General features: G+C 58.0%; 18 protein-coding genes and 1 tRNA gene. 12 read left to right on the plus strand and 7 right to left on the minus strand.

Annotated features, from left to right (window positions below):
• Positions 1-50 precede the first annotated feature (50 nt).
• From QP868_RS09060 to metX, 5 genes are all read left to right on the plus strand, one after another.
• Positions 51-686, plus strand: a complete 636-nt coding sequence (locus QP868_RS09060) for a hypothetical protein (protein WP_284926243.1) — start codon at positions 51-53, stop codon at positions 684-686.
• Positions 679-2,253, plus strand: a complete 1,575-nt coding sequence (locus QP868_RS09065) for a DNA polymerase Y family protein (RefSeq protein WP_284926244.1) — start codon at positions 679-681, stop codon at positions 2,251-2,253. The genes QP868_RS09060 and QP868_RS09065 overlap by 8 nt, the downstream gene beginning before the upstream one ends.
• Positions 2,253-5,351 carry an error-prone DNA polymerase gene (locus QP868_RS09070; RefSeq protein ID WP_284926245.1) on the plus strand — a complete coding sequence of 1,033 codons (3,099 nt, stop codon included), beginning with the start codon at positions 2,253-2,255 and terminating at the stop codon, positions 5,349-5,351. Before QP868_RS09065 ends, QP868_RS09070 begins: the two co-directional genes overlap by 1 nt.
• 104 nt (positions 5,352-5,455) lie before the next feature.
• The gene (locus QP868_RS09075) at positions 5,456-6,760 is read left to right on the plus strand and encodes a bifunctional o-acetylhomoserine/o-acetylserine sulfhydrylase (protein ID WP_284926246.1); all 1,305 of its coding nucleotides are present in this window, start codon (positions 5,456-5,458) and stop codon (positions 6,758-6,760) included.
• Positions 6,741-7,808, plus strand: a complete 1,068-nt coding sequence (gene metX / locus QP868_RS09080; RefSeq protein ID WP_284926247.1) for a homoserine O-acetyltransferase MetX — start codon at positions 6,741-6,743, stop codon at positions 7,806-7,808. Before QP868_RS09075 ends, metX begins: the two co-directional genes overlap by 20 nt.
• Positions 7,809-7,815: 7 nt before the next feature.
• Here metX and QP868_RS09085 read toward each other — a convergent pair whose 3' ends face one another.
• Both QP868_RS09085 and QP868_RS09090 read right to left on the minus strand, forming a co-directional pair.
• The gene (locus QP868_RS09085; protein ID WP_284926248.1) at positions 7,816-9,858 is read right to left on the minus strand and encodes an acyl-CoA dehydrogenase family protein; all 2,043 of its coding nucleotides are present in this window, start codon (positions 9,856-9,858) and stop codon (positions 7,816-7,818) included.
• Entirely contained in the window at positions 9,855-10,454 is a 600-nt protein-coding gene (locus QP868_RS09090) for a TetR/AcrR family transcriptional regulator (protein WP_284926249.1), read from the minus strand. The genes QP868_RS09085 and QP868_RS09090 overlap by 4 nt, the downstream gene beginning before the upstream one ends.
• A 60-nt stretch (positions 10,455-10,514) precedes the next feature.
• Here QP868_RS09090 and QP868_RS09095 point away from each other — a divergent pair, with 60 nt between their 5' ends.
• The 7 genes from QP868_RS09095 (at position 10,515) to QP868_RS09125 (ending at position 17,525) form a co-directional block, all read left to right on the plus strand.
• Positions 10,515-11,795, plus strand: a complete 1,281-nt coding sequence (locus tag QP868_RS09095) for an acetyl-CoA C-acetyltransferase (protein ID WP_284926250.1) — start codon at positions 10,515-10,517, stop codon at positions 11,793-11,795.
• A 9-nt stretch (positions 11,796-11,804) separates the two neighbouring features.
• Entirely contained in the window at positions 11,805-13,157 is a 1,353-nt protein-coding gene (locus QP868_RS09100; protein ID WP_284926251.1) for a 3-oxoacyl-ACP reductase, read from the plus strand.
• On the plus strand, positions 13,157-13,984 hold the full coding sequence (locus QP868_RS09105) for a MaoC/PaaZ C-terminal domain-containing protein (protein WP_284926252.1): 828 nt from the start codon (positions 13,157-13,159) through the stop codon (positions 13,982-13,984). The genes QP868_RS09100 and QP868_RS09105 overlap by 1 nt, the downstream gene beginning before the upstream one ends.
• 88 nt (positions 13,985-14,072) lie before the next feature.
• Positions 14,073-14,160, plus strand: a tRNA-Leu gene (locus QP868_RS09110).
• 188 nt (positions 14,161-14,348) lie between these two features.
• Positions 14,349-14,912 (plus strand): alkyl hydroperoxide reductase subunit C, encoded by a 564-nt coding sequence (gene ahpC / locus QP868_RS09115; protein WP_284926253.1) that lies wholly within the window; start codon positions 14,349-14,351, stop codon positions 14,910-14,912.
• 57 nt (positions 14,913-14,969) lie between these two features.
• Positions 14,970-16,544: an alkyl hydroperoxide reductase subunit F gene (ahpF, locus tag QP868_RS09120; protein ID WP_284926254.1), complete on the plus strand. Its 1,575-nt coding sequence runs from the start codon at positions 14,970-14,972 to the stop codon at positions 16,542-16,544.
• A gap of 72 nt (positions 16,545-16,616) precedes the next feature.
• Complete coding sequence (locus QP868_RS09125) at positions 16,617-17,525, plus strand: LysR substrate-binding domain-containing protein (RefSeq protein WP_284926255.1); 909 nt, start codon at positions 16,617-16,619, stop codon at positions 17,523-17,525.
• 23 nt (positions 17,526-17,548) lie between these two features.
• Here the strand turns inward: QP868_RS09125 and QP868_RS09130 are convergent, their stop codons facing one another.
• From QP868_RS09130 to QP868_RS09150, 5 genes are all read right to left on the minus strand, one after another.
• Complete coding sequence (locus QP868_RS09130; RefSeq protein WP_284926256.1) at positions 17,549-18,379, minus strand: hypothetical protein; 831 nt, start codon at positions 18,377-18,379, stop codon at positions 17,549-17,551.
• A complete protein-coding gene (locus QP868_RS09135; protein WP_284926257.1) occupies positions 18,366-18,980 on the minus strand; it encodes a hypothetical protein in 615 nt (204 codons plus the stop codon). Before QP868_RS09135 ends, QP868_RS09130 begins: the two co-directional genes overlap by 14 nt.
• Positions 18,981-19,188: 208 nt before the next feature.
• On the minus strand, positions 19,189-20,430 hold the full coding sequence (locus QP868_RS09140; RefSeq protein WP_284926258.1) for a beta-ketoacyl-[acyl-carrier-protein] synthase family protein: 1,242 nt from the start codon (positions 20,428-20,430) through the stop codon (positions 19,189-19,191).
• Positions 20,431-20,498: 68 nt separating this feature from the next.
• Positions 20,499-20,750, minus strand: coding sequence for an acyl carrier protein (locus tag QP868_RS09145; RefSeq protein WP_005884889.1), 252 nt, complete (start codon positions 20,748-20,750; stop codon positions 20,499-20,501).
• 163 nt (positions 20,751-20,913) lie between these two features.
• Positions 20,914-21,915, minus strand: a complete 1,002-nt coding sequence (locus tag QP868_RS09150) for a beta-ketoacyl-ACP synthase III (RefSeq protein WP_284926259.1) — start codon at positions 21,913-21,915, stop codon at positions 20,914-20,916.
• Positions 21,916-21,935 lie beyond the last annotated feature (20 nt).

Genomic DNA, 21,935 nt, shown 5'->3' on the forward strand with positions numbered 1-21,935 from the left:
TGTTGCTGACAAACCTTGCATACATCGAACATATGTTCGATACTGTTTGTGTGTCTGCTCTGCGTGATTTCCATAAGCTCCGCAGCCTCCCGGGCGTGCGTACCGCGGGGGACCTGGCTACGTCACGGCCAGTGTTCCCCGTGCACGGTGCGCTGCCTTCGGTATTTTCCCGAGGTGGTTTACGGCGAGGCGACATCACGCAGATTGTGGGGACGCACGGGTTTTCGGTCGCGTTGGCAGTCGTGTCGCAAGCAACACAGGAACGCCACTGGTGCGCCAGTTTAGGGGTGGGCGTTCCCGCAGTTGCCGCTCTGAGTGACTTCAACATTGCGCTGGACCACTATGTGAATGTTGCCGTTGAACCGGGTGACACTGTGCAGGCCCTGTCGATTCTGATCGACACGTTCGCCATCGTCATTACACAGCCGGTGCAGATGAGCCCGGGGCAGCGTTCCCGCCTTCACAGTAAAGTGCGCGAAAAGAACATGTCACTGATTGTTCTGCGCGACTTTCCCCACGCAGGGGAGAAACTCACTGTTTCTGAGCCACAGTGGGAAGGAATCGACCACGGTTCTGGCCACCTCACCGGTTATTCGGTACACGTGGCAAACCCAGCCGCGGGCGGTATGCGCATCGAACTCCCTGGCGCGGAACGCGCGTCATCGCAGGTGATTCGCCTTGTCTGAGGGTGCGCGTACTCTGGTTCTCACGGTCCCTGACTGGCCAGCGCTTGCGGTGACACTCCGAGAAGACATCAACGTGAGCGAACCCGTCATAGTTGTGCGGGCAGGCGTTGTATATGCGGCTAACGCGCATGCCAGAAAACACGGTGTTGTACGTGGAATGAACACGCGGAGCGCGCAACTACGGTGTCCGCACGCGCACGTGTACCCGTTCGACCTGGACCGTGACCACCAAGAATTTGCTACCGCCGTGACTGTTCTGGACAAGCTGGTAGCACGCTTCAGCCTGTTTCACCCCGGAACTGTCACGATCCCTGTTTCGTCCCTTGAACGCACATATGAAAACGAAGAACATGCTGTACACGACCTGCTGACAGAACTCATCGATGCAACCGGATGGGAAGTTTTTACCGGAATTGCCGATACCCCGTTCGCCGCCCTTTTAGCAGCGGACTCGCAAACCCGCGTCGAACCTGGGGCCACGGGGAAGTTTTTAGCGCCGTTGAGTGTCGACCGGTTACGACTCGTGGACACCCAGTTCACTCCGCTCACCGTTCTTTTGCACCGGTTAGGAATCGACCGGCTGGGCCAGTTAGCTACCCTGCCACGCACCCAGGTCTACACCCGGTTTGGAGAAACAGGAGCACGTGCCTGGCTTCTTGCCTCCGGGCACACTTATGAGCTTCCCCAAGAGCATGTGCGCGCCCGTGACTTCACTGTCAGCGGATCCCTGGAGCCACCCACAGGTAGGCTCGACGTCATTTCATTTAAAGCACGCGAACTGGCCACAGACTTTGTGGACCATATCCGGGAGTCCGGTCTGGTCTGCACACACGTGCGCATCGTGTTGCACGCGTCCAGTCACACATATGAGCGCACATGGCACTTAGACACGCTCACCGAAACCGCACTGGCCGACCGTGTACGCTGGCAGGCCGCCGGATGGCAAGGGTCACGCACAGAAAAAGCCCCGCACGCAGAAGACAGCGATGTCCGGGATACCAGTGATGTCAGCGATGACAATGGCGACGGCGTGCACCGCATCGAGTTCTACGCACAAGAACTCGTCGCCCCCTTACGCGCACAGTCGAACCTTTTTGCTCCACACACCGACGACGTCAGTGCCGCGCTTGAACGCATCCAAGGACTCTTCGGGATCGAAGCGGTGAGTACACCAGGCCTGCAGGGAGGGCGATCACCCGAAGAAACGAACCTGTGGACCCCCTGGAGGCACAGCACTGAACCCACCCGCGACCCCCAGGCGCCATGGCCCGGAGCCCTGCCACCACCTCGGCCCACCCTGGTAGAAAACACGCCAGTAGACCTTCTCAACGAATACGGTGAGCAGGTTGTTGCCAGACCCGCCGGGCTGGACAGTACCCCGCGAATTCTCCGCACCCGGGAGGGCACGCAGGCTGTCACCAATTTTTCTTCCGCCTGGCCCGTGGACACACAGTGGTGGGGCGAACACCAGTACCACGTGCGGTGCCAAATTGTGACTGAAACCGGCGAAGCGTATGTGCTGTGCAAAGAAGCCGGGCAATGGGCCATCGTGGGAAGGTACGCGTAATGTACGCCGAACTTCACGCACATTCGAACTTTTCTTTCCTCGACGGGGCTTCCGACCCGGAAGAACTCGTCCACGCGGCACATGCAGCGGGGCTGTCAGCCCTAGCTCTGACCGACCACAACGGCCTGTACGGTGCCGTGCGTTTTGCCCAAGAAGCCCAGCGCGTGGGAATGCCCACTGTTTTTGGGGCAGAACTGTCCCTGGGGCTGGCCCACAAAATCCCGGGGCAAAAAGACCCGCAAGCCACCCACCTTCTGGTGCTTGCCCGTAGCGTTGACGGCTACCGGCAGCTGTCACGGGCAATCTCACAGGGGTATGAGCGAGGCGAGAAAAATCGGCCGGTTCTCCACCTCGAAGAACTCGCCGCCATCGACCCCGACTGGTACATCCTCACAGGGTGCCGCAAAGGGCCACTCATTCCCCACCTCGGCGACCCAGACGGAGGCGTGAACGCACTCCGTGGCCTCACCGAACTGTTCCCAGACCGGGTTGTCGTTGAACTGACCCGTTTTGGCCACCCCACTGACGATGCGCGGATTGAGCACCTCACCCACCTAGCCGGGCGTGCGAGCCTTCCCACCGTGGCCACGAACGCGGTTCATTATGCGTACAGATCGGGACACCGTGGGGCGCACGTGCGCGCTGCCATCAGGTCACACGCCTCCCTAGACGAACTGGCCGGCTGGTTACCAGCAGATGCCACCGCGTATGTTCGTACGCCTCATGACATGCGGGAGCGTTTTGGGGCCGGTCCGGTGGAAACGGCCCACCGGATTGGGCAAGAGTGCGCATTTGAGCTGTCGGCTGCCCAAGTGGGGCTCCCACAAGCGCCGGTTCCGCCGGGGCGGGACGCGGATGAACACCTACGTGAGCTCGTATACGCGGGGGCTCGGCGCCGGTACGGTGAGCGTTCGGAACACCCGCGCGCATGGGAACAAATCGACAGCGAACTGGCCACGATTACTTCGATGGGATTCGCCGGGTATTTCCTCATCGTGGAAGACATTGCCCGGTTTTGCCACACCAACGGCATCTATTGCCAAGGGCGCGGGTCGGCTGCGAACTCAGCAGTGTGTTTTGTTCTGGGTATCACCGCAGTCGACGCGGTGAAGTTCCAACTTCTCTTCGACCGGTTTTTAAGCCCGCAAAGGGCTGGTTATCCGGATATCGACATCGACATCGAATCGGGCAGGCGCGAAGAAGTGATCCAATACGTGTACCGCACATATGGGCGGACGCGGGCAGCGCAAGTCGCCAATGTCATCACATACCGCTCAAAATCTGCGGTCCGGGACGCCGCCTCGGCTTTTGGGTACAGTCCCGGCCAGCAGGACGCATTCGCAAAAACTACCCACCGCGGAGCTCTGTCCCCAGACACTGACGAACCGCCTGACGTACCCGCCCCCGTTCTGGAGGCGGCAAGGGACTTGCACGATTCGCCGCGCCACCTCGGGATCCACTCCGGGGGCATGATTCTTGCCGACCGCCCCATTTACGACCTTGTCCCCATTGAGCCTGCCGCCATGGAAGGCCGCACCGTCATCCAGTGGGACAAAGACGACTCCGCTGCCATGAACCTCGTAAAGTTCGACCTTCTGGGGCTGGGCATGCTGGAAGCGCTTCGCCACATGAACGAACTGGTCAAAAAACACACGGGGCACGCGGTTGACCGCGGGAACATCCCGCAAGAAGACGGCGTGTACGACATGTTGTGCCGAGCCGACGCAGTAGGTGTGTTCCAAGTCGAATCGCGTGCCCAGCTGTCGACCCTGCCACGCATGCGACCCCGCAACTTCTACGATCTGGTCGTCGAAATTGCCCTGATTAGGCCCGGACCCATTCAAGGAGAATCCGTCCACCCGTACCTGCGACGCAGGCAAGGCGTTGAACCCGTCACCTACGCTCACCCGGCGCTGAAGAACTCCCTGGGTAAAACCCTGGGCGTGCCCCTGTTTCAAGAACAGCTCATGCAGATCGCGATCGACGTCGCTGGGTTTTCTGGCGCCGACGCTGATGAACTCAGACGCGCTATGGGTGCACGCCGTTCTGCCCGCACCATGGCGGCGCTTGAAGAACGGTTCTACCAAGGGTGCTCAGCCCGCGGAGTTGAGCCCACTGTGGCGCGTGAAATCTTTGGCAAGATTGCCGCCTTCGCCGACTACGGGTTCCCCGAATCCCACGCCCTGAGCTTTGCGAACCTGGTGTACGAATCTGCCTGGTTTAAATACCGACACCACGCGGCGTTCACCGCGGCTCTTCTGCGTAGCCAACCCATGGGGTTCTACTCACCCCAGTCGCTCATCACCGATGCGCGGCGGCACGGCGTGAACATCCGCGCAGTCGACATTAACCTCTCCCACGAACACTCAGACCTCGAACCCGACCCCCAGTCCGTAGGCGGGTTCGCCATCCGGCTGGGGCTCACCTCGGTCAAGGGGATCAGCGCCGAGGTGGCAACCCAGGTGGTTGCGCACCGCACCCGGCCGTACACCTCGATCGAAGACCTCGCGTGTAAGACGGGGATTCCCTCCGACGCGTTGGAAGCCCTCGCCACGGCAGGCGCATATGAAAGTTTCGGTGTTGACCGCAGGCAAGCGCTGTGGATCGCCGGTTCGCTTGCAGGTGCAGGGCCAGACACACTGCCGGGCACCTCGGCGGTCATGGAAGCTCCCGCGCTTCCCCTCATGACCGAATTCGACACCACACTTGCCGAACTGTTTTCCACCGGGATGACCGTGAACGGGTACCCAACCGAACACTTGCGCGCGGCGCTTAACGCGCGTGGCCTGGCCTCGACACGAGACGCCATGAACGCGCAGGCCGGAGCCCGGATCACGGTCGCCGGAATTGTGACGCACCGGCAACGCCCCAAAACCACAACCGGCGTGACGTTTTTTAACATCGAAGACGAATTCGGAATGCTCAACGTCGTGTGCTCACCGGGACTCATGAAACGTTTCGCACCGGTGTCCTACACCCGCTCCACCGTCACCGTGACAGGAACCGTGCAACGGGCAGGTGAAGTGGTGAGCCTCTACGCCCAAAAAATCACCGCACTCGACGTGCAAATCCCAACGTCAGCGCGCAATTTCCGGTGATATGACCAAATAAGACGCCACGTGACACGTCTTTGACACGCACAGGCGGAACAACCTCGGCGCCCGTCTAGCGTTGCATGCAACCAACAACGTTAGGAGTAACCATGACCGCCTTTGAAACCCTCCAGATCCACGAAGGACAGACCCCAGACAGCGACACCGGTGCACGCGCACTTCCCATCTACCAGACCACATCCTTCGTGTTCGACGACGCGCAACTGGCAGCCGACCGTTTCGCGCTCAAAGATCTAGGGCCCGTCTACACGCGCCTCGCTAACCCAACAGTGCAAGCAGTTGAAGAACGCATTGCGGCCCTTGAAGGGGGAGTGGGCGCTGTCTTGACCTCTTCGGGGCAGGCAGCTGCATTCCTTGCAATCGTCAACATCGCAGGTGCTGGCGACCACATCGTCGCAAGCCCCTCACTGTACGGAGGAACCTACAACCTCCTCGACATCACCCTGCGCAAGCTGGGAATCGATACCACCTTTGTGGAAAACCCAGACAACATCGACGAGTGGAAAGAAGCTGTCCGTCCCAACACCAAAGCGTTCTTTGGTGAAACCCTGACCAACCCGCAGTCCGCAGTGCTCAACCTCCCTGAGCTCAGTAAAGCCGCCCACGATGCTGGTGTTCCACTGATCGTCGACAACACGCTGGCAACGCCTTACTTGCTGCGTCCTATTGAGCACGGCGCCGATGTTGTGCTGCACTCAGCAACCAAGTTCCTGGGCGGACACGGCACCTCGATCGCAGGTGTCATCGTCGACTCTGGAAACTTTGACTACAGCGCAGACCCTGAGAAGTTCCCTGGCTTCAACGAACCGGATGCCTCCTATAACGGACTGGTCTACGCTCGAGACTTAGGACCAGACAGCGACTTCGGTGCCAACGTGTCCTACGGAATTAAGGTCCGCGTGCAGCTTCTTCGCGACCTGGGACCATCGGCGTCGCCGTTCAACGCGTTCCTGATCGCACAGGGACTCGAAACCTTGAGCCTTCGCATAGAACGCCACGTGGAAAACGCCCAGAAGATAGCAACGTTCCTGGAAAACCACGACCAGGTTACACGCGTCAACTACGCAGGACTGGAATCCAGCCCATACAACGCACTGACCAAACAGCTTCTGCCCAAGGGAGCCGGAGCCGTGCTGTCCTTCGATATCGCCGGCGGATACGACGCTGCTGTGAAATTTGTCGATGCACTGGAACTGCACTCGCACGTCGCAAACATCGGCGATGCTCGTTCCTTGGTCATCCACCCAGCATCCACCACACACTCTCAGCTGAGTGAAGAAGCACAAGCGAAGTCGGGTGTGAACCCAGCACTGGTCCGCTTGAGCGTAGGACTTGAAGGTGTGGACGACATTATCGCGGACTTGGAGAAGGGCTTTGCGGCCGCACGCGGTTAAGAGCCCGCTCACACACGGGGCCGACGGAACCGTGCGCACATGTTGCATTGGGGATTTCATCACAGAAAACGGTGACGTGATCCCCGATGCCCACATCGCGTTTGAAACGTTCGGGACGCTCAACGCTGAAGCCACCAACGCGATTCTCATTGAGCACGCGCTCACGGGTGACTCGCACGTCACAGCAGGTGCTTCTGACACGCCTGGCTGGTGGGAAGACGTGGTTGGGCCTGGCAAAGCGATCGACACCCGCGAGTTCTTTGTCGTGTGCACCAACGTGCTCGGTGGATGCAACGGCTCCACCGGGCCCAGCACATCTGTCGACGACATTGAACTGGGTGCGGCGTTTCCACAGGTCAGCATCCGCGACATGGTGCGAGCAGAAGCGCTGGTTGCTGATGCGTTGGGAATTGAGCGGTTCTACGCGGTTGTAGGCGGGTCCCTGGGTGGGGCGAGGGCCACGGAGTTCGCAGCCACCCAACCCCACCGGGTTGAACGAACCGTGGTGTTGGCCGCCCCGGCGTACTCATCGGCTGACAACATTGCGTGGGCACACACGCAGTTGCAGGCCATCCAGCTGGACCCCAACTACCACGGAGGCAACTACGCTCACCACAGCGTGAAACCTGTGTACGGTCTGGGACTCGCGCGCCAGATTGCCCACCTGACATACCGCAGCGGTGATGAACTCGACGGCAGGTTTGGGCGTGAACACCAACCGTCCGTGCCCGGCTACTACCAGGTGCAAAGCTACTTGGACTACCAGGCTGGAAAGCTCGTTGGCAGGTTTGATGCCCAGTCGTACTGCGTGCTCACCCGTGCGCTCAGGGACCATGATGTTCGCCGAGGTCGTTCCCAGCTGACCGTTCCCGGCCTCCATGTGGTGTCGCTGTCCTCTGACCGGCTCTATCCGCCCAGCCAGGTCAAAGAGCTGGCTGGGCTCGCCGGGGCCCACTCGTACACGGAGGTCGAAACCGACGCAGGCCACGACGGGTTCCTTACAGAATCCGCAGAAGTGAGTAAGATCCTGCGCTCAGTATTGGGCTAAGCAGGTTCTAGGACTTCTTTTTCTTGGCCCGGATGATGCGCTCATCGATGGGGTAGTCGGTGCGTGAACGTGCTTGGCGTGCATGAGCCGTCGCTTCATTCTGACGCGCTGCCTCCTGGCCCTCAGAAATCTGGGTACGCCGGTGCTCACTGGTGAAACCGAACATGTCCGCAAGGTCCTGAGCGTTTTGTGCGAGCTTGCGGCACAGTCGGCCAATCGTGGGCTCGACCATGCGTGCCCGGGCCATGGACAAGCGACCGTACATCACGTGCCACCCAATGTGTTCGTGGATGAGGGTCAGGCCGTACAGGTCACGGATGCGTCGCAGCATCTTCGCTTCATCCGGGTGCTCCGTTGTGTCAATGGCACGTAGCCGCGCAGTGAGAGCCTTCCACTTCAGCAGGTGGATGTATGCTTCTGCGGTCTGGATGAGCTGATGCTGGTGGGTGTTAAAGAGATCCGCTGCAGCCTGGCGATCCATTTTGGCCGCTGGGCGCAGCTTCTGGGCGAGGTCGGAAAGCATCGAGTCGACCCTGCTGGAAAGAAGCGCTTCTTGTAGCTGTCCGGACCTGATGCGTTTAGAAGCAAGTGCGGGCGTGAACAGATCGCTGATGGTGCGACCCATGCTGGCAATACCCGAACGGTAGAGCGAGTGCTCAGCGGCTTGGTGGGAGAGATACCTGGCGGCACCACCGAAGTCGATGTCTTTGAGCTCGCGTGAGTAGTCTTGCAAAAGGCGCTTGCCAACAAGCTGGAGCAGAACTGTGTTGTCGCCTTCAAAGGTGACGTAGACGTCGAGGTCGTGGCGCAGTCCCACTAGGCGGTTGTCCCACATGAAACCGGCCCCACCGCAGGCTTCACGGCACTCCTGAATAGTGTCCAAGGCATCCCATGTGGATACTGCTTTGAACCCGGCGGCCTGACTCTCCAACAGCTGCCTGGTGGCTTCCGGTGGTGCTTCACTACTGAATACTTCGTCGAACGTGTCGAGAAGGTTTTCGTGCGCCACGGAGTTTGCCCACGCTTTTGCGACCAGTGGCATGAGTCTGCGCTGGTGCTCACCGTAGTCCATGAGGTGCACGCTTTCTCCAGGCACCCCGCCTTCGAACTGCTTGCGGTGCACGGCGTACCGCAGAGCAATATCGAGTGCCAGTTTGGACGCGACTGTCGAGGCCCCGTCAAGAGACACGCGACCCATCACTAGGGTTCCCAACATTGTGAAGAAACGTTTACCGGGGGAGTGAATCGGCGAAGAGTATTCGCCGTCTTCAGCCACGTGGCCGTAGCGGTCGAGGAGATTTTCGCGGGGTATCCGTACCTGGTCGAACCCAAAACGTCCGTTGTCGACGCCGGCCAAGCCTCCCTTGTAACCGTCGTCTTCGATCGTGACGCCCGGCAACGGCCGTCCTTCCTCAGAGCGCACGGGAACGAAGAAAGCGTGGACCCCGTAGTCGATGCCGGAGGTGATGAGGCGGGCGAACACAACGGCGGCCTGCGCGTGAGCTGCCGCGTTTCCGATGTACTCCTTGACCGCTTGCCGGTGTGGAGTGTGGATCACAAACTCTTGTTTCGCTGGGTCGTACGTGGCGGTCGTGTCCACGTTGGCAACGTCGGACCCGTGTCCAATTTCTGTCATTGCGAAGCTGCCCAAGAGTTTTCCTTCAAGGGCATCTTTGAGCCAGCGTTCGTGTTGTTCTTTGTTCCCGAGGTGGTGAATAGCCCCGCTGAAAAGCCCGTATTGCACGCCGGCCTTGATCTGAATGCTTGGTTCTGCCAAAACCAGTTCTTCAAATCCAGCTACATAAGAGGCGTAGTCTTCGGGGCCTCCCAAGTGCTTTGGCATCGAAAGTGTGGTGAATCCTGCGTTGGCAAGTGCGACCACGCCTTCAAGGGTTGCTTGGCGTTTACGTTCAAGGCTCCATTCGGGCTTGAGCCGAAGAGCTGAGTGACCGGCAAATTCGCGACCCTTTTCTCGTACTGACGCGCGATCGCCCTCAAGGAACCGGCGCAAGTAATCAACGTCGACAGACAGCGGAGCTTTAGCATTCATGATTGTTTTCCTTCAACATCGTTGGTCGCAGGGGCGCTCTTCCAGAGCCACGTACTCAAATGAGCCGCAAAGGTGTGTGGGTCAGTAGGGTTGGTGAGCCATTCGTCGGTACACGCGCGCACAAAGCCCAGCGCACCTCGGGCCCACATGTATTGCTCTGGCTGGGTAAAGTTCATCCGCGCGCAGAGCAACTGGGCGATTGAGTTAAAAAAGGTTTGCTGGCCCGTCTGATTGGTGACACCACGGTCACAAAAGCGGTAGACATGTGGCCTGCTTGATGCGAGGTCCACGAACGCAGTGATCATGTGAGTGAGGGCTTCTCGCGGGCTCATGTCGGGTGTGGCGGCCCGATCGAGTTGCTGGGTAATGACCTTCATCGCCCATTTGCCCATGTCGTCAACGAGGCCGGCTCGGTCCCCAAAATATCTGTACAAAACAGTCTTTGACGTGCCCGTGGCCTCACAGATTTGGTCCATTGAAGCGTCCGGTCCCAAATCGGCAACGGAGTGGCGCACCATTCGAAGCAGTTCACGGCGTCGTTCTCTTCGGTGTGCGTCCCACCGCAGAGCACGTCCGTCCTGTGTGACAGATTTCATGTAACTGACAGTATCAGGTACTGTCAGTTACAGATAATTTTCGCGCTTCTAGGAGGTAACGTGAACCGTCGCGCAGCAATTCTTGGTGGAAACCGCATCCCCTTTGCCCGCTCAAACAAGCAGTACGCTCACGCATCGAATCAAGACATGCTCACCAGTGCGCTCGACGGACTGGTCGCACGGTTCGGACTGGCCGGCAAACGCCTCGGAGAAGTAGCCGGTGGAGCCGTTCTCAAGCACTCAAAAGACATCAACCTCACACGCGAGTCCGTCCTGGGATCCGCACTGAGCCCTACGACCCCAGCGTTCGACCTGGGGCAGGCGTGCGCAACAGGTCTCGAAGCCTGCGTGAGCATTTCCCAGAAGATCCGCCTGGGACAGATCGAGTCGGGGATTGCAGGAGGAACCGACACCACCTCGGACGCGCCCATTGTCGTCAGCGAAGGACTGCGCGAGAACCTCCTCGCGCTGTCCCGCGCCCGCACAATCCCACAGAAACTGCAGGCCATTGCACGGATTCGCCCGCAAGACCTCGCACCAGTGGCACCAAGCACGGCCGAGGCGCGCACCGGCCTGAGCATGGGTGAACACCAAGCGCGCACGACCGCGCACTGGGGTATTACGCGAGAAGCTCAGGACGAGCTGGCTCTGGCGTCACACACCAACATGGCTGCGGCGTGGGACCGCGGATTCTTCGACGACCTCGTAACCCCATACTTGGGTGTCACCCGCGACACCAACCTGCGCGCCGACTCCACCATGGAAAGCCTGGCAAAACTCAACCCCGTTTTCGGGCGCAACCTGGAAACAGAAGCCACGATGACCGCAGGAAACTCCACACCTCTCACCGACGGGGCATCCACCGTACTTTTGGGAAGCGAAGAGTTCGCGTCTGAACTAGGTATCGAACCGCTGGCATACCTGGTTGACGCCGAGGCTGCCGCAGTTGACTTCGTTGAAGGTGAAGAGGGACTTCTGATGGCTCCTGCATACGCAGTGCCACGCCTACTTGCTCGCAACGGGCTGACCTTTGAAGACATCGACGTATTTGAGATTCACGAAGCGTTCGCATCCACCGTCCTGTGCCACCTCGCGGCATGGGAAAGCGAAGAGTTCTGCACGCAGAAGCTGGGACTTGACGCGCCTCTTGGAACCGTTGACCGCGCGAAACTCAACCCCAACGGATCGTCCTTGGCAGCCGGCCACCCATTCGCCGCAACTGGTGGCCGAATCGTGGCACAAACCGCAAAGCACCTGAAAGAAACCGGACAGAAGCGCGCCCTCATCTCCATCTGTGCTGCAGGTGGACAGGGCGTTGCCGCAATCGTGGAAGCAGACTAGGAGTTGCACATGGTTAAAGACACCTACCTCAATCTTGCAAACGGTGCACTCGCACCGGTCGTGAAAAAGCTCGGACTTCCGCAGCCCGTCCCGTTACGCCGATTCAACGTAGCTGGCGGTTCTGGGTTCACCAAGGATCCTGTTCTGGTGCACGGGGACTCCGGGGCTGACACGGTTGCTGAGCTGCTCCTTGAGAACGGCTTCTCTGTGCACCGTTCAGCGGACCCCAGCTTTAAATACCAGGGAATCATCGCAAGCTTCATCGACGCGCAGAGCCCCGAAGACCTCTGCGACACGGTTCTCCAAATCTCACCAGCGCTTAAGCAGACCGCCCGCTGTGCACGTGTGGTTGTTCTATCGCGTGCGCCTGAAGGTGAACAGCCGTCAGTAGATGCGGCTCGTAACGGTGTCACCGGGATTGTGCGTTCAATCGCGCACGAAATGCGATACGGAGGCACCGCCAACGGAATTGTGCTGGGTTCAGGTGTGGACGTGAATGCGGCATCCGTGACCGGAGCGCTGTGGTTCCTACTGTCCGCAAAATCAGCCTATGTGTCAGGTCAGCTGCTCACGGTAGGAGATGACCGGGGACAGGCAGTGACATCGAGCGAGTTTGACGGTGTGCGCGAAAACGGACCGCTTGCAGGCAAAGTCGCGGTAGTGACAGGAGCAGCGCGGGGGATCGGAGCTGCAATTGCGCGCACCCTTCACCGCGACGGCGCATACGTGTATGGCGTCGACGTGCCACAAGCGGGACAAGCGCTGGCTGCAACGATGAACTCGGTTTCCGGAAAAGCGATCCACCTGGACATCACCGCAGAAGACGCGGCGGCCAAAATCGCGCAGGCAGTGGGCAAGCCCATCGACATCCTCATTCACAACGCGGGAATCACGCGAGACAAGCTGCTGGCCAACATGGACGCCAGCCGGTGGAACTCGGTGATCGCAGTCAACATCGAGTCGCAGCTGCGGATGAACGAAAAACTCACCGAACTTGGGGCGTGGGGAAGCCAGCCGCACGTCGTTTCCCTGGCATCCACCTCGGGCATTGCGGGTAACCGTGGGCAGACTAACTATGCGGCGTCGAAAGCTGGCGTGATCGGCATGGTTGCCGCCTCCCAGGAAAAGTTCGCTCAACTGGGCGGTTCCATCAACGCGGTAGCACCCGGATTCATCGAAACCGACATGACCGCCAAAATGCCCACGCTGACCCGCCAGGTGGCGCGACGCTTGTCGAGCCTGCAGCAAGGTGGATTGCCCGAGGACGTCGCAGAAGCGATCGCGTTTTTGGCCTCACCCGCAGCAACCGGCGTGAATGGTCAGACGCTACGCGTGTGCGGACAGAACATGGTAGGTGCGTAATGGGTTCGACACTCAACGTTTATGGCCGTGCCGTACTGGGCGCAGTCAAGAAGCCAAAGCCCGGCCCCGTGCCTCAGCGGACACTCACGCGAACAGTGACCATCAACCCTGATGCAGTCGCGCGTTTCAACACGGTAACTGAACTGCCCGTCAACAACGACGTGCCCGCGCCATATCTGCACACGCTGGGCTTTGGCCCCAGTCTGGAGCTCATGACCGCTCCAGATTTCCCAGTGCCGGTCTTGGGGATGGTGCACGTGTACAACCGATTCACACAACACGCCAAAGTTCCCATGGACGCGGAGGTGACGTTGCAGATTTCGGTGAGCCGACCTCGGGCGCGGGACGCTGGAAGCGAACTGGACGTGATTGTTCACGGTTCCGTTGACGGCAAGGCTGTGTTTGAGGACGTGTCCACGTACTTTGCGAAAAAGACCAATCTTCCCGAGGCGACAGAACCAGCGCCTGCCCGCCGCCTGGATCTGCCGGAGGGAAGTGCGGTTGCTACGTGGACGTTCCCAGCGGGGCTGGGGGAGCGGTACGCGCGCGTGTCAGGTGACTACAACGTCATTCACTTGAACAGCCTGATTGCGAAGGCGTTCGGGTTCCCCCGGACGATTGCGCACGGAATGTACACGGCTAGTAAGGCGTTTGCGCAGTCTGGCGTGAGTGCTGAGGCGTTCGTGTGGGACGTGCAGTTTGCGAAGCCGATTCTCTTGCCTGGGCGTGCGAATGTAGTCGTTGACAGGGCCGATGGTGTTCGGGTTGGTGTGGTGCGGCCGAAGGACGGTGCGCCACACCTGGTGAGCCTGGTGCGAGAGGCCTGATGTGGCTGTGTGACGCACGTCATTCATGACATGTTGGCGTCGAGTTGTATAACAGTGCGTGAACCGTGTACAGTATCTTTCGTTGCCCGCGCGGGTGGCGGAATAGGTAGACGCGCTAGCTTGAGGTGCTAGTGCCCAATTTATCGGGCGTGGGGGTTCAAGTCCCCCTCCGCGCACAAAAGTTTTCGGGGTCTCACTTCGGTGGGGCCCCGAAATTTTTTTTATTCACCTGAGTGTGGCGGATCCCTAGTGCAAGGCATAGGCAATATCTATTGACTGGAGATTTGCTAATTGACGGGGGCTATTGTATGGTTGAGTCAACGCCGGAGATCCGGTGACAATCACAAAGCCAAAGGAGAACAGTATGTCCGTTCTTAACACTCAGATTCTTCCGTTCGAGGCAACCGCATTCCGCAACGGTGAGTTCGTTGAACTTAGCGAAAAGGACCTCGAAGGTAAGTGGTCCATCTTCTTCTTCTACCCAGCAGACTTCACGTTCGTGTGCCCAACCGAACTGGGTGACATGGCTGACAACTACGACGAGTTCCAGAAGCTCGGAGTAGACATTTACTCGGTGTCCACTGACACCCACTTCGTTCACAAGGCATGGCACGAATCGTCGGAGACGATCGGCAAGATTCAGTACGCAATGATCGGTGACCCATCAGGTCAGATCACGCGCAACTTCGACAACATGCGTGAAGGTCAGGGACTCGCAGACCGCGGTACCTTCCTCATTGACCCAGACGGCATCATCCAGTACCTCGAAATCACTCCAGAAGGTGTGGGTCGTAACGCATCTGAGCTACTGCGCAAGGTTAAGGCTGCTCAGTACGTGCGCAAGCACCCAGGCGAGGTTTGCCCAGCTAAGTGGGAAGAAGAGCAGGAAACCCTGGTTCCTGGTATTGACCTCGTGGGCAAGATCTAATCTCGCCACAAAAACGACACACAGATTTCCAGGTTTAGGTAAAAGAGGGGGCCAACCGTGCTTGACGCCAATTTGAAAAATCAGCTTAAGACGATCCTGACTGAAAAGGTTACCGAGGACGTTGTACTTGCCTCGTCACTGGACGACAGCAAGAAATCGGCCGAAATGGCTGAACTGCTCGACCAGATCGCAGAACTGTCGGATCGTGTGACACACGAACGCCGTGACGACTACGACGAACGCCGTCCGTCGTTTGCGATCGAACGCCCAGGCGCTGACATCTCGATCCGCTTTGCAGGATTGCCACTTGGGCACGAGTTCAGTTCACTGGTTTTGGCGTTGGCACAGGTTGGCGGCAACCCCGTGAAGGAATCTGAAGAGACCATCGTGGCAGTCAAGGGCTTGGACAAGGACCTGAAGTTTGTCACGTACATGTCCCTGACCTGTCAGAACTGCCCTACTGTTGTGCAGGCCCTGAACACGATGGCCGTGCTCAATCCACGTATTCAGCACGTTGCCGTTGAAGGTTCGACGTTCCAAGACGAAGTGAACGAGAAGAACATTCAGGCCGTGCCCACCATCTACCTCAACGGTGAAGAGTGGGGATCGGGCCGCATGGAGATTGCCGACTTCGTGGACCGCCTGGACGACTCGGCATCTGAGCGACTGGCAGAATCGGTCAAGGATAAAGACCCGTTCGACGTCTTGGTTGTCGGTGGAGGTTCCGCAGCTGTTGCAGCATCCATCTACGCTGCCCGTAAGGGGTTGCGGACAGGTATGGTCGCCGACAGGATCGGTGGTCAGATTCTGGACACCGTGGGTATTGAGAACTTCATCTCATACCCGTACACGGAAGGTCCTAAGCTGGCAGCTCAATTCGTTGAGCACATGGACCAGTACGACATCGACGTGATCCGTCCCATCAAGGCCGAGAAGCTTGTGCCCGCTGAGACTGAAGGTGACCTCCACACGGTAGTTCTCACCGGTGGTAGTGAACTCAAGTCGAAGACGGTCGTAGTAGCTACCGGTGCGCGTTGGCGTGAGCTTGGCGTGCCAGGTGACCACGAGTACCGCAACAAGGGCGTGACGTTCTGCCCGCACTGTGACGGTCCGTTCTTCAAGGGTAAGAACATCGCTGTTGTGGGTGGCGGTAACTCCGGTATTGAGGCTGCTATTGACCTCGCTGGAATCGTTGGCCACGTTACGGTGATGGAGTTTATGGACGACCTCAAGGCCGACGAGGTTCTCCAGCGCAAGCTGAAGTCCATGGACAATGTTGACATCATCTTGTCCGCCGCTTCGAAGGAAGTTCTGGGCGATGGCAAGAACGTGACAGGGCTCAAGTACGAAGACCGCAACACCGGTGAACTGCACGAGCTGGATGTCAATGGAATCTTCGTTCAGATCGGCTTGTTGCCCAACACCGAATGGGTCAAGGGTGCGGTCGACATGAACGGTCGTGGTGAGATCGAAGTCCAAGCCAATGGAGCCACCTCGGTACCAGGTATCTTTGCTGCGGGTGACGCGACAACTGCTCCTTACAAGCAGATCGTGACCTCGCTGGGTGCTGGTGCGACAGCCGCGTTGGCAGCGTTTGACTACTTGATTAGGCAGTCAGCTCCACAGGAGTAACACAGGACTAAGAGAACGGGGTTCAGTTTGGCAGTCGTCAGATTGAACCCCGTTTAACCTTTGGGGTGTTTGATGAATCTGCGAGATTTTGAGTATTTGATAGCGCTGGACGAGTTTCGCCATTTTGGGCAGGCCGCTCAGTCGTGTGAAGTGAGCCAGCCTACTTTGTCTACGCAGTTGAAGAAGCTAGAAGACGAACTAGGCACGCCACTCATTGAGCGAAGTGGCCGGAACGTGCAGCTGACACGTGTAGGTCATGAGGTGGTTGCTCGTGCCCGCAAGGTGGTCGAGCAGGTCGCTGAGATGCGTAGTATCGCCCGGCACGCCTCTGATCCGCGTTCAGGTGAGATTCGGGTGGGCTGTTTTCCGACCTTGAACCCGTACCTGCTTCCCCACGCGATGCCAGCGTTGAAGAAGTCGTTTCCGTCGTTGAGTGTGTTGGTGATCGAGGAAAAGACTCAGACTCTCGAGGACATGCTTGACCGTGGGGAGCTCGACGCGATCATCGTTGGTACTCCGGTCGTTCGTTCAGGAATTGATGTGCTTCCGCTGTTTCGCGAAGATTTTCTGTTCGCTGGGCCTGCACATGATCCGGAGATGTCGAGCGATGACAAGTTGTTGGTAAGTGACTTAGAAGGCGAAGAGCTACTTTTGCTTTCTGAGGGGCACTGTCTCCGTGACCAAGCTTTGCAAGTGTGTAAGACGAGCAAGGCGTCTGAGCAGGTGAACTACCGTGCGACCAGTCTTGAAACGTTGCGTCACATGGTGGTTTCTGGAGCTGGGCACACGTTGATGCCCAAGCTTGCTGTTACGCCACCGGTAACGCCTAATCCGGGGCTGGTGCTTAAGGAGTTCGCAGACCCGGCACCCCACCGCGATGTGATGTTGGCGTGGCGCTCAGGGAGTGTATATAGGGAGGTTTTCCCTCAGCTCGCCGAGGTCGTTCGCAACTCCGTAGCGGATATTGTCACGTTGTTGTAGGCCGGAGCTATGGCTCTGAGCATTCATGATGTGCAGTCGGGGCCGGTGGGGTCTTCTTTGCAGGATTTGTTGACGAGATATTTGTGGAACCGGTAGATGCGTAAATCGGCGTTTGAGGATTGTATGTCCGTGGTGCCGGGGATGGTGATCCATGGGCTGTCACCGATCTTGTACATGCCGCTGTAAGTGGTTGCCAGTTTCACGGTGACGTTTCCCGGTGCTGTGTACACGTTGTAGATACGGGCCTTGTTGATGTCAGTAGGTTTGTTTCCTGGGTGTTGAGTGTGCAGCGTGTTCCCGTCGCCAAAATTCCAGTGGTACTTGCGTGGGATGGCTTTCACAGTGATCGGGTAGCCCAGGATCGTGTCGTTTATGTATTGGATTGACGAGTCAGCCCAGAATGCTGTTTTCCGGTGCGCGATACCCCACGAATCACCGGGCAGAGAGTTAATCACCGACGGGGGAATCGAGTACTTCTTGAATTGGGTTTCCATGAACGTCGGCGACGGAGGAGGTGGCGGTGGCGGAGCGTCCGCAGGTCCCGAGGTGGCTGGTAGGTCGACCCTTCCACAAATAGCGCCCGGCAGGCTCTTGGTACAGGTGTCCCCGTTTCCTTTACCCGAGGAACCGTTCTTGCCATTACCCGAACGCTTACCAGAATCAGACCTCGAATTGCTGGGTCCAGAGTTGTTACCAGGGATAGTGCGAGAAACACCACAACTGACGTTTCCGTTAAGTCGCCATTTGCATTTGTCTGACGATGCATGGACGCTATCAGCAGAGGTGACCGCCAAGGCACTTAACAAAACAAAAACAACTAAACCCGTCAAAAGCCGCACATCAGCAGTGTTCACTGTAAAGCTCCTGTAAAGAAACCTTCCATGTGGAACCGTGCTTTTGAAGCGTCCATATCATTTGGTACGGATCCTCGTAGTCAGCTTCTGACTCATCTTCGTTAGCTTTGCGTATGCCCCATGTTTCTTTCGGCAGGCATGCGCTTATTGCGGTTTCTTTCTTCTCCGTTTGTCCGAGGTCCATCTCGTGAATATGGAGGTCTTGGGTAACAAGTTTTCCAAAGAGAACCGTTTGGTCGTTGCGGAAGTCGTCCGCAGTCTCTTCTAGCCCTTCTTTGGCGTCGCCCACTGAAACTACGTCAATGTTGAGCGTGTCCTCACCGCCGGACTTCATGACTTGTTCTGACACGAAGATGTACCGCTGCAAACCGATGAGCGCTTCTTCTGCTGCAAGCATTTCTTCTGCGGTGAGGTCCAGGTCTGTTGTGTATTCGGGGACCTCAAATTTGGGGATTGGTTCCGAGGTGGGCGTGGGGGACTGCTCATGCTCACTGGGCTGTGGCGCTGCTTCTGTTTGAGGTAACTCTTGCGCGCACCCGGTAAGTACCAGCGCGCCAACAGCACATAAGGCAAACAAGCGTCTATGAACATTCACGGTCATGGTGTGCACTCCTTCGTGCGACCAGTTCTAAGAATGCCTACAAGTTTATTCCGCTACAAAGCAAACCGGAAGACCCCAACCAAATCTGTGGATAACTCAAAAAGCTCTGCCACCCACAAAACAACTAGGGGCCCTCGCTACCAACGTAACGAGAACCCCTAGCAACAAAACCATAAACATGGCTACGAGCAGTAGCTACTGCAATACATCACACAGTCTTAAACGCGACTACCGCGTTGTGACCGCCAAACCCGAACGAGTTGGACAGCGCCACGAAGTCATCCTTAGGAAGATCACCTGGAGTGTCACGCACAATGTTCAGGTTAATCTCCGGGTCAACTTCCTCAATGTTGATAGTCGGAGGCGCCACTCGGTGATGCACCGCAAGAGCCGTAAAGATCGACTCAACCGCACCAGCACCACCAAGCAAGTGACCAGTCATCGACTTAGTCGCTGACACCAGTGCATCAGACGTGTGATCGCCCAGAAGCTTGTTAATCGCAACCGATTCAGGCACATCACCTACAGGAGTTGAGGTGGCGTGCGCGTTAATGTGCTTCACCTCAGCCGCAGTAGCACCTGCGGTTTCCAAAGCAGTGCGCATCGCACGAATCGAACCAGCACCCTCAGGTTCACCCGCAGTAATGTGATAAGCGTCGTTCGACAGACCCCAGCCTGCCACCTCGGCGTAAATCCGGGCACCGCGCGCTTCCGCACGCTCACGGCTTTCGAGCACCAACGCGCCAGAACCTTCACCCATCACAAAGCCATCGCGATTCACATCGTATGGACGTGACGCGGTTTCTGGTGAGTCATTGCGCTTCGACAACGCCCGCATAGAAGAAAAAGCAGACAACGTAATGGGGTGTACTGCAGATTCAGCGCCACCAGCGATGATGACATCAGCGCGGCCATCACGAATCAAATCAACAGCGTGGCCCAAAGATTCAGTAGACGAAGCACACGCGGAAACTAAGGTCTGAACCCCAGCACGCGCCTTGAACTCCATGCCAAGAGCTGCCGCAGGGCCGTTAGGCATCAGCATGGGCACAGTCAAAGGCATGACACGGCGTGAACCTTCTTCACGCAACGTGTCCCACGCGTTCAGAAGCGTCCACACGCCACCAATTCCGGTAGCCCATGACACAGCCAGACGTTCGGGGTCTACTTCGGGGGACTGGGCATCAGCCCACGCCTCACGGGCCGCAATCAAGGCAAGCTGGCTTGCAGGGTCAAGGCGCTTGGCTTCGACGCGAGACAGTTTCTCAGTCACCACGTCAGAATCGACAGTGGCAGCAAAATTGACCGGAATGCCATACTTTTCGGCCCAGTCGTTGTCAAGGGTCTTTGCGCCCGATGTCCCTGCTAAGGCTGCGTCCCAGGTTTCCTGGGCGGTCGAGCCTAGGGGAGTGACGGCACCAATTCCGGTGACGACAACAGAGTTAGTCATGAAGAGTCCTCGTCGATAAAAGGGAAAGCGGGGTAGCGCCGTCAATCCGGGCTACCCCGCGGAAAGCATTAGGCCTGCTGAGCCTTAACGATGTAGTCAACAGCGTTCTGAACGGTGACGAGTTCCTTAACGTCATCGTCCGGAATCTTCACGCCGAACTTCTTTTCAGCGTTCACAACGATCGTCATCATGGAGATCGAGTCAATGTCGAGGTCGTCGGTGAAGGACTTGCTTGGTTCCACCGCGTCGGGAGCCAAACCAGTTTCTTCGTTGATGATTTCAGCGAGTCCGGCGAGGACTTCCTGTTCCGAGTTAGCCATTTCTTATTCCTATCTTTTCTCATCCACGCTCAAAAGCCTTGAGCGCTGTATTCGATTAAACGCAACGTGTGTTGCGAATGGAACGAGTATCGACGAGTGTCCCGTAGTGAATCCTATGTCACAGGAACACTGTCATGGTCGTAATTCACGCCCCCGTGTCGAATCACGGAAGCACAATGACCTGCGCGCCGTAAACCAGGCCCGCACCAAAACCGATTTGGAGGGCAAACTTGCCGGAAAGTTCCGGGTTTTCGCGCAGCAAGCGTTCGGTGGCAAGGGGGATGGAGGCCGAGGAGGTGTTTCCGTTATCGGCAATGTCCCGCCCGATCTTGACGTGCTCCGGAAGCTTCAACTGCTTAGCTAGTTCGTCAATAATGCGCATATTCGCCTGGTGAGGAATAAACGCACCCAAGTCTGCGGCCGTGATGCCGGCACGGTCGAGCGCTTCTTGTGCCACCTCGGCCATATCCCAGACCGCCCAACGGAACACGCTGGGACCATCCTGACGCAATGTAGGCCATGGGGTTGAGGGGTCCTTCTTCATATCCAAGAAGGACGATGTCATCCGGATGGTGTCCCAGTTTTCACCTTTGGATCCCCACACCGATTCCGAAATGCCGGGTGTGTCCGAAGCGCTCACCACGACCGCTCCGGCACCGTCGCCCAAAATGAACGAAATGGAACGGTCTGTGGGGTCGATGATGTCGGAGAGTTTCTCAGCGCCAATTACCAGGACGTTGTCGGCAGTGCCAGCACGCACAAAAGCGTCGGCCTGCGCAATGCCATAGCAATATCCTGCACAGGCAGCCGAGATGTCCCACGCAGGTACCGGACCGGTTCCCAGACGACGTGTGAGCTCAGCAGCCGCTGAAGGAGTTGCAACCGTGAACGTCACCGTTGATACGACGATCGCGCCAATATCGGCCGGCTTCAGTCCAGCGTTTGCAATCGCTTCGATGGCAGCCTGTTCAGCCATATCGACAACGCTGACATCTTCGCTGGCATAGTGGCGAGTCTTGATCCCAGTGCGCTGCTGAATCCACTCGTCAGAAGAGTTGATGGGGCCGACGATTTCCTCGTTCGTGACCGTGCGTTCAGACCGGTACCCGCCCAAACCAGAAATGCGTGCAAAACGCTGTGGTTGCGGAGTTTTAAGTGTGACCATCGCGTGTCCTTTCGTATGGG

The sequence above is a fragment of the Brevibacterium sp. UMB1308A genome (genome assembly GCF_030230605.1).
Lineage (GTDB): Bacteria > Actinomycetota > Actinomycetes > Actinomycetales > Brevibacteriaceae > Brevibacterium.

Bases quoted from the DNA above. Each gene is read 5' to 3' on its own strand.
- QP868_RS09070 (WP_284926245.1), top strand. From the start codon at position 2,253: ATGTACGCCGAACTTCACGCACATTCGAACTTTTCTTTCCTCGACGGG.
- QP868_RS09075 (WP_284926246.1), top strand. From the start codon at position 5,456: ATGACCGCCTTTGAAACCCTCCAGATCCACGAAGGACAGACCCCAGAC.
- QP868_RS09085 (WP_284926248.1), bottom strand. From the start codon at position 9,858: ATGAATGCTAAAGCTCCGCTGTCTGTCGACGTTGATTACTTGCGCCGG.
- QP868_RS09090 (WP_284926249.1), bottom strand. From the start codon at position 10,454: ATGAAATCTGTCACACAGGACGGACGTGCTCTGCGGTGGGACGCACAC.
- QP868_RS09100 (WP_284926251.1), top strand. From the start codon at position 11,805: ATGGTTAAAGACACCTACCTCAATCTTGCAAACGGTGCACTCGCACCG.
- QP868_RS09105 (WP_284926252.1), top strand. From the start codon at position 13,157: ATGGGTTCGACACTCAACGTTTATGGCCGTGCCGTACTGGGCGCAGTC.
- ahpC (WP_284926253.1), top strand. From the start codon at position 14,349: ATGTCCGTTCTTAACACTCAGATTCTTCCGTTCGAGGCAACCGCATTC.
- QP868_RS09125 (WP_284926255.1), top strand. From the start codon at position 16,617: ATGAATCTGCGAGATTTTGAGTATTTGATAGCGCTGGACGAGTTTCGC.
- QP868_RS09135 (WP_284926257.1), bottom strand. From the start codon at position 18,980: ATGACCGTGAATGTTCATAGACGCTTGTTTGCCTTATGTGCTGTTGGC.
- QP868_RS09140 (WP_284926258.1), bottom strand. From the start codon at position 20,430: ATGACTAACTCTGTTGTCGTCACCGGAATTGGTGCCGTCACTCCCCTA.
- QP868_RS09145 (WP_005884889.1), bottom strand. From the start codon at position 20,750: ATGGCTAACTCGGAACAGGAAGTCCTCGCCGGACTCGCTGAAATCATC.
- QP868_RS09150 (WP_284926259.1), bottom strand. From the start codon at position 21,915: ATGGTCACACTTAAAACTCCGCAACCACAGCGTTTTGCACGCATTTCT.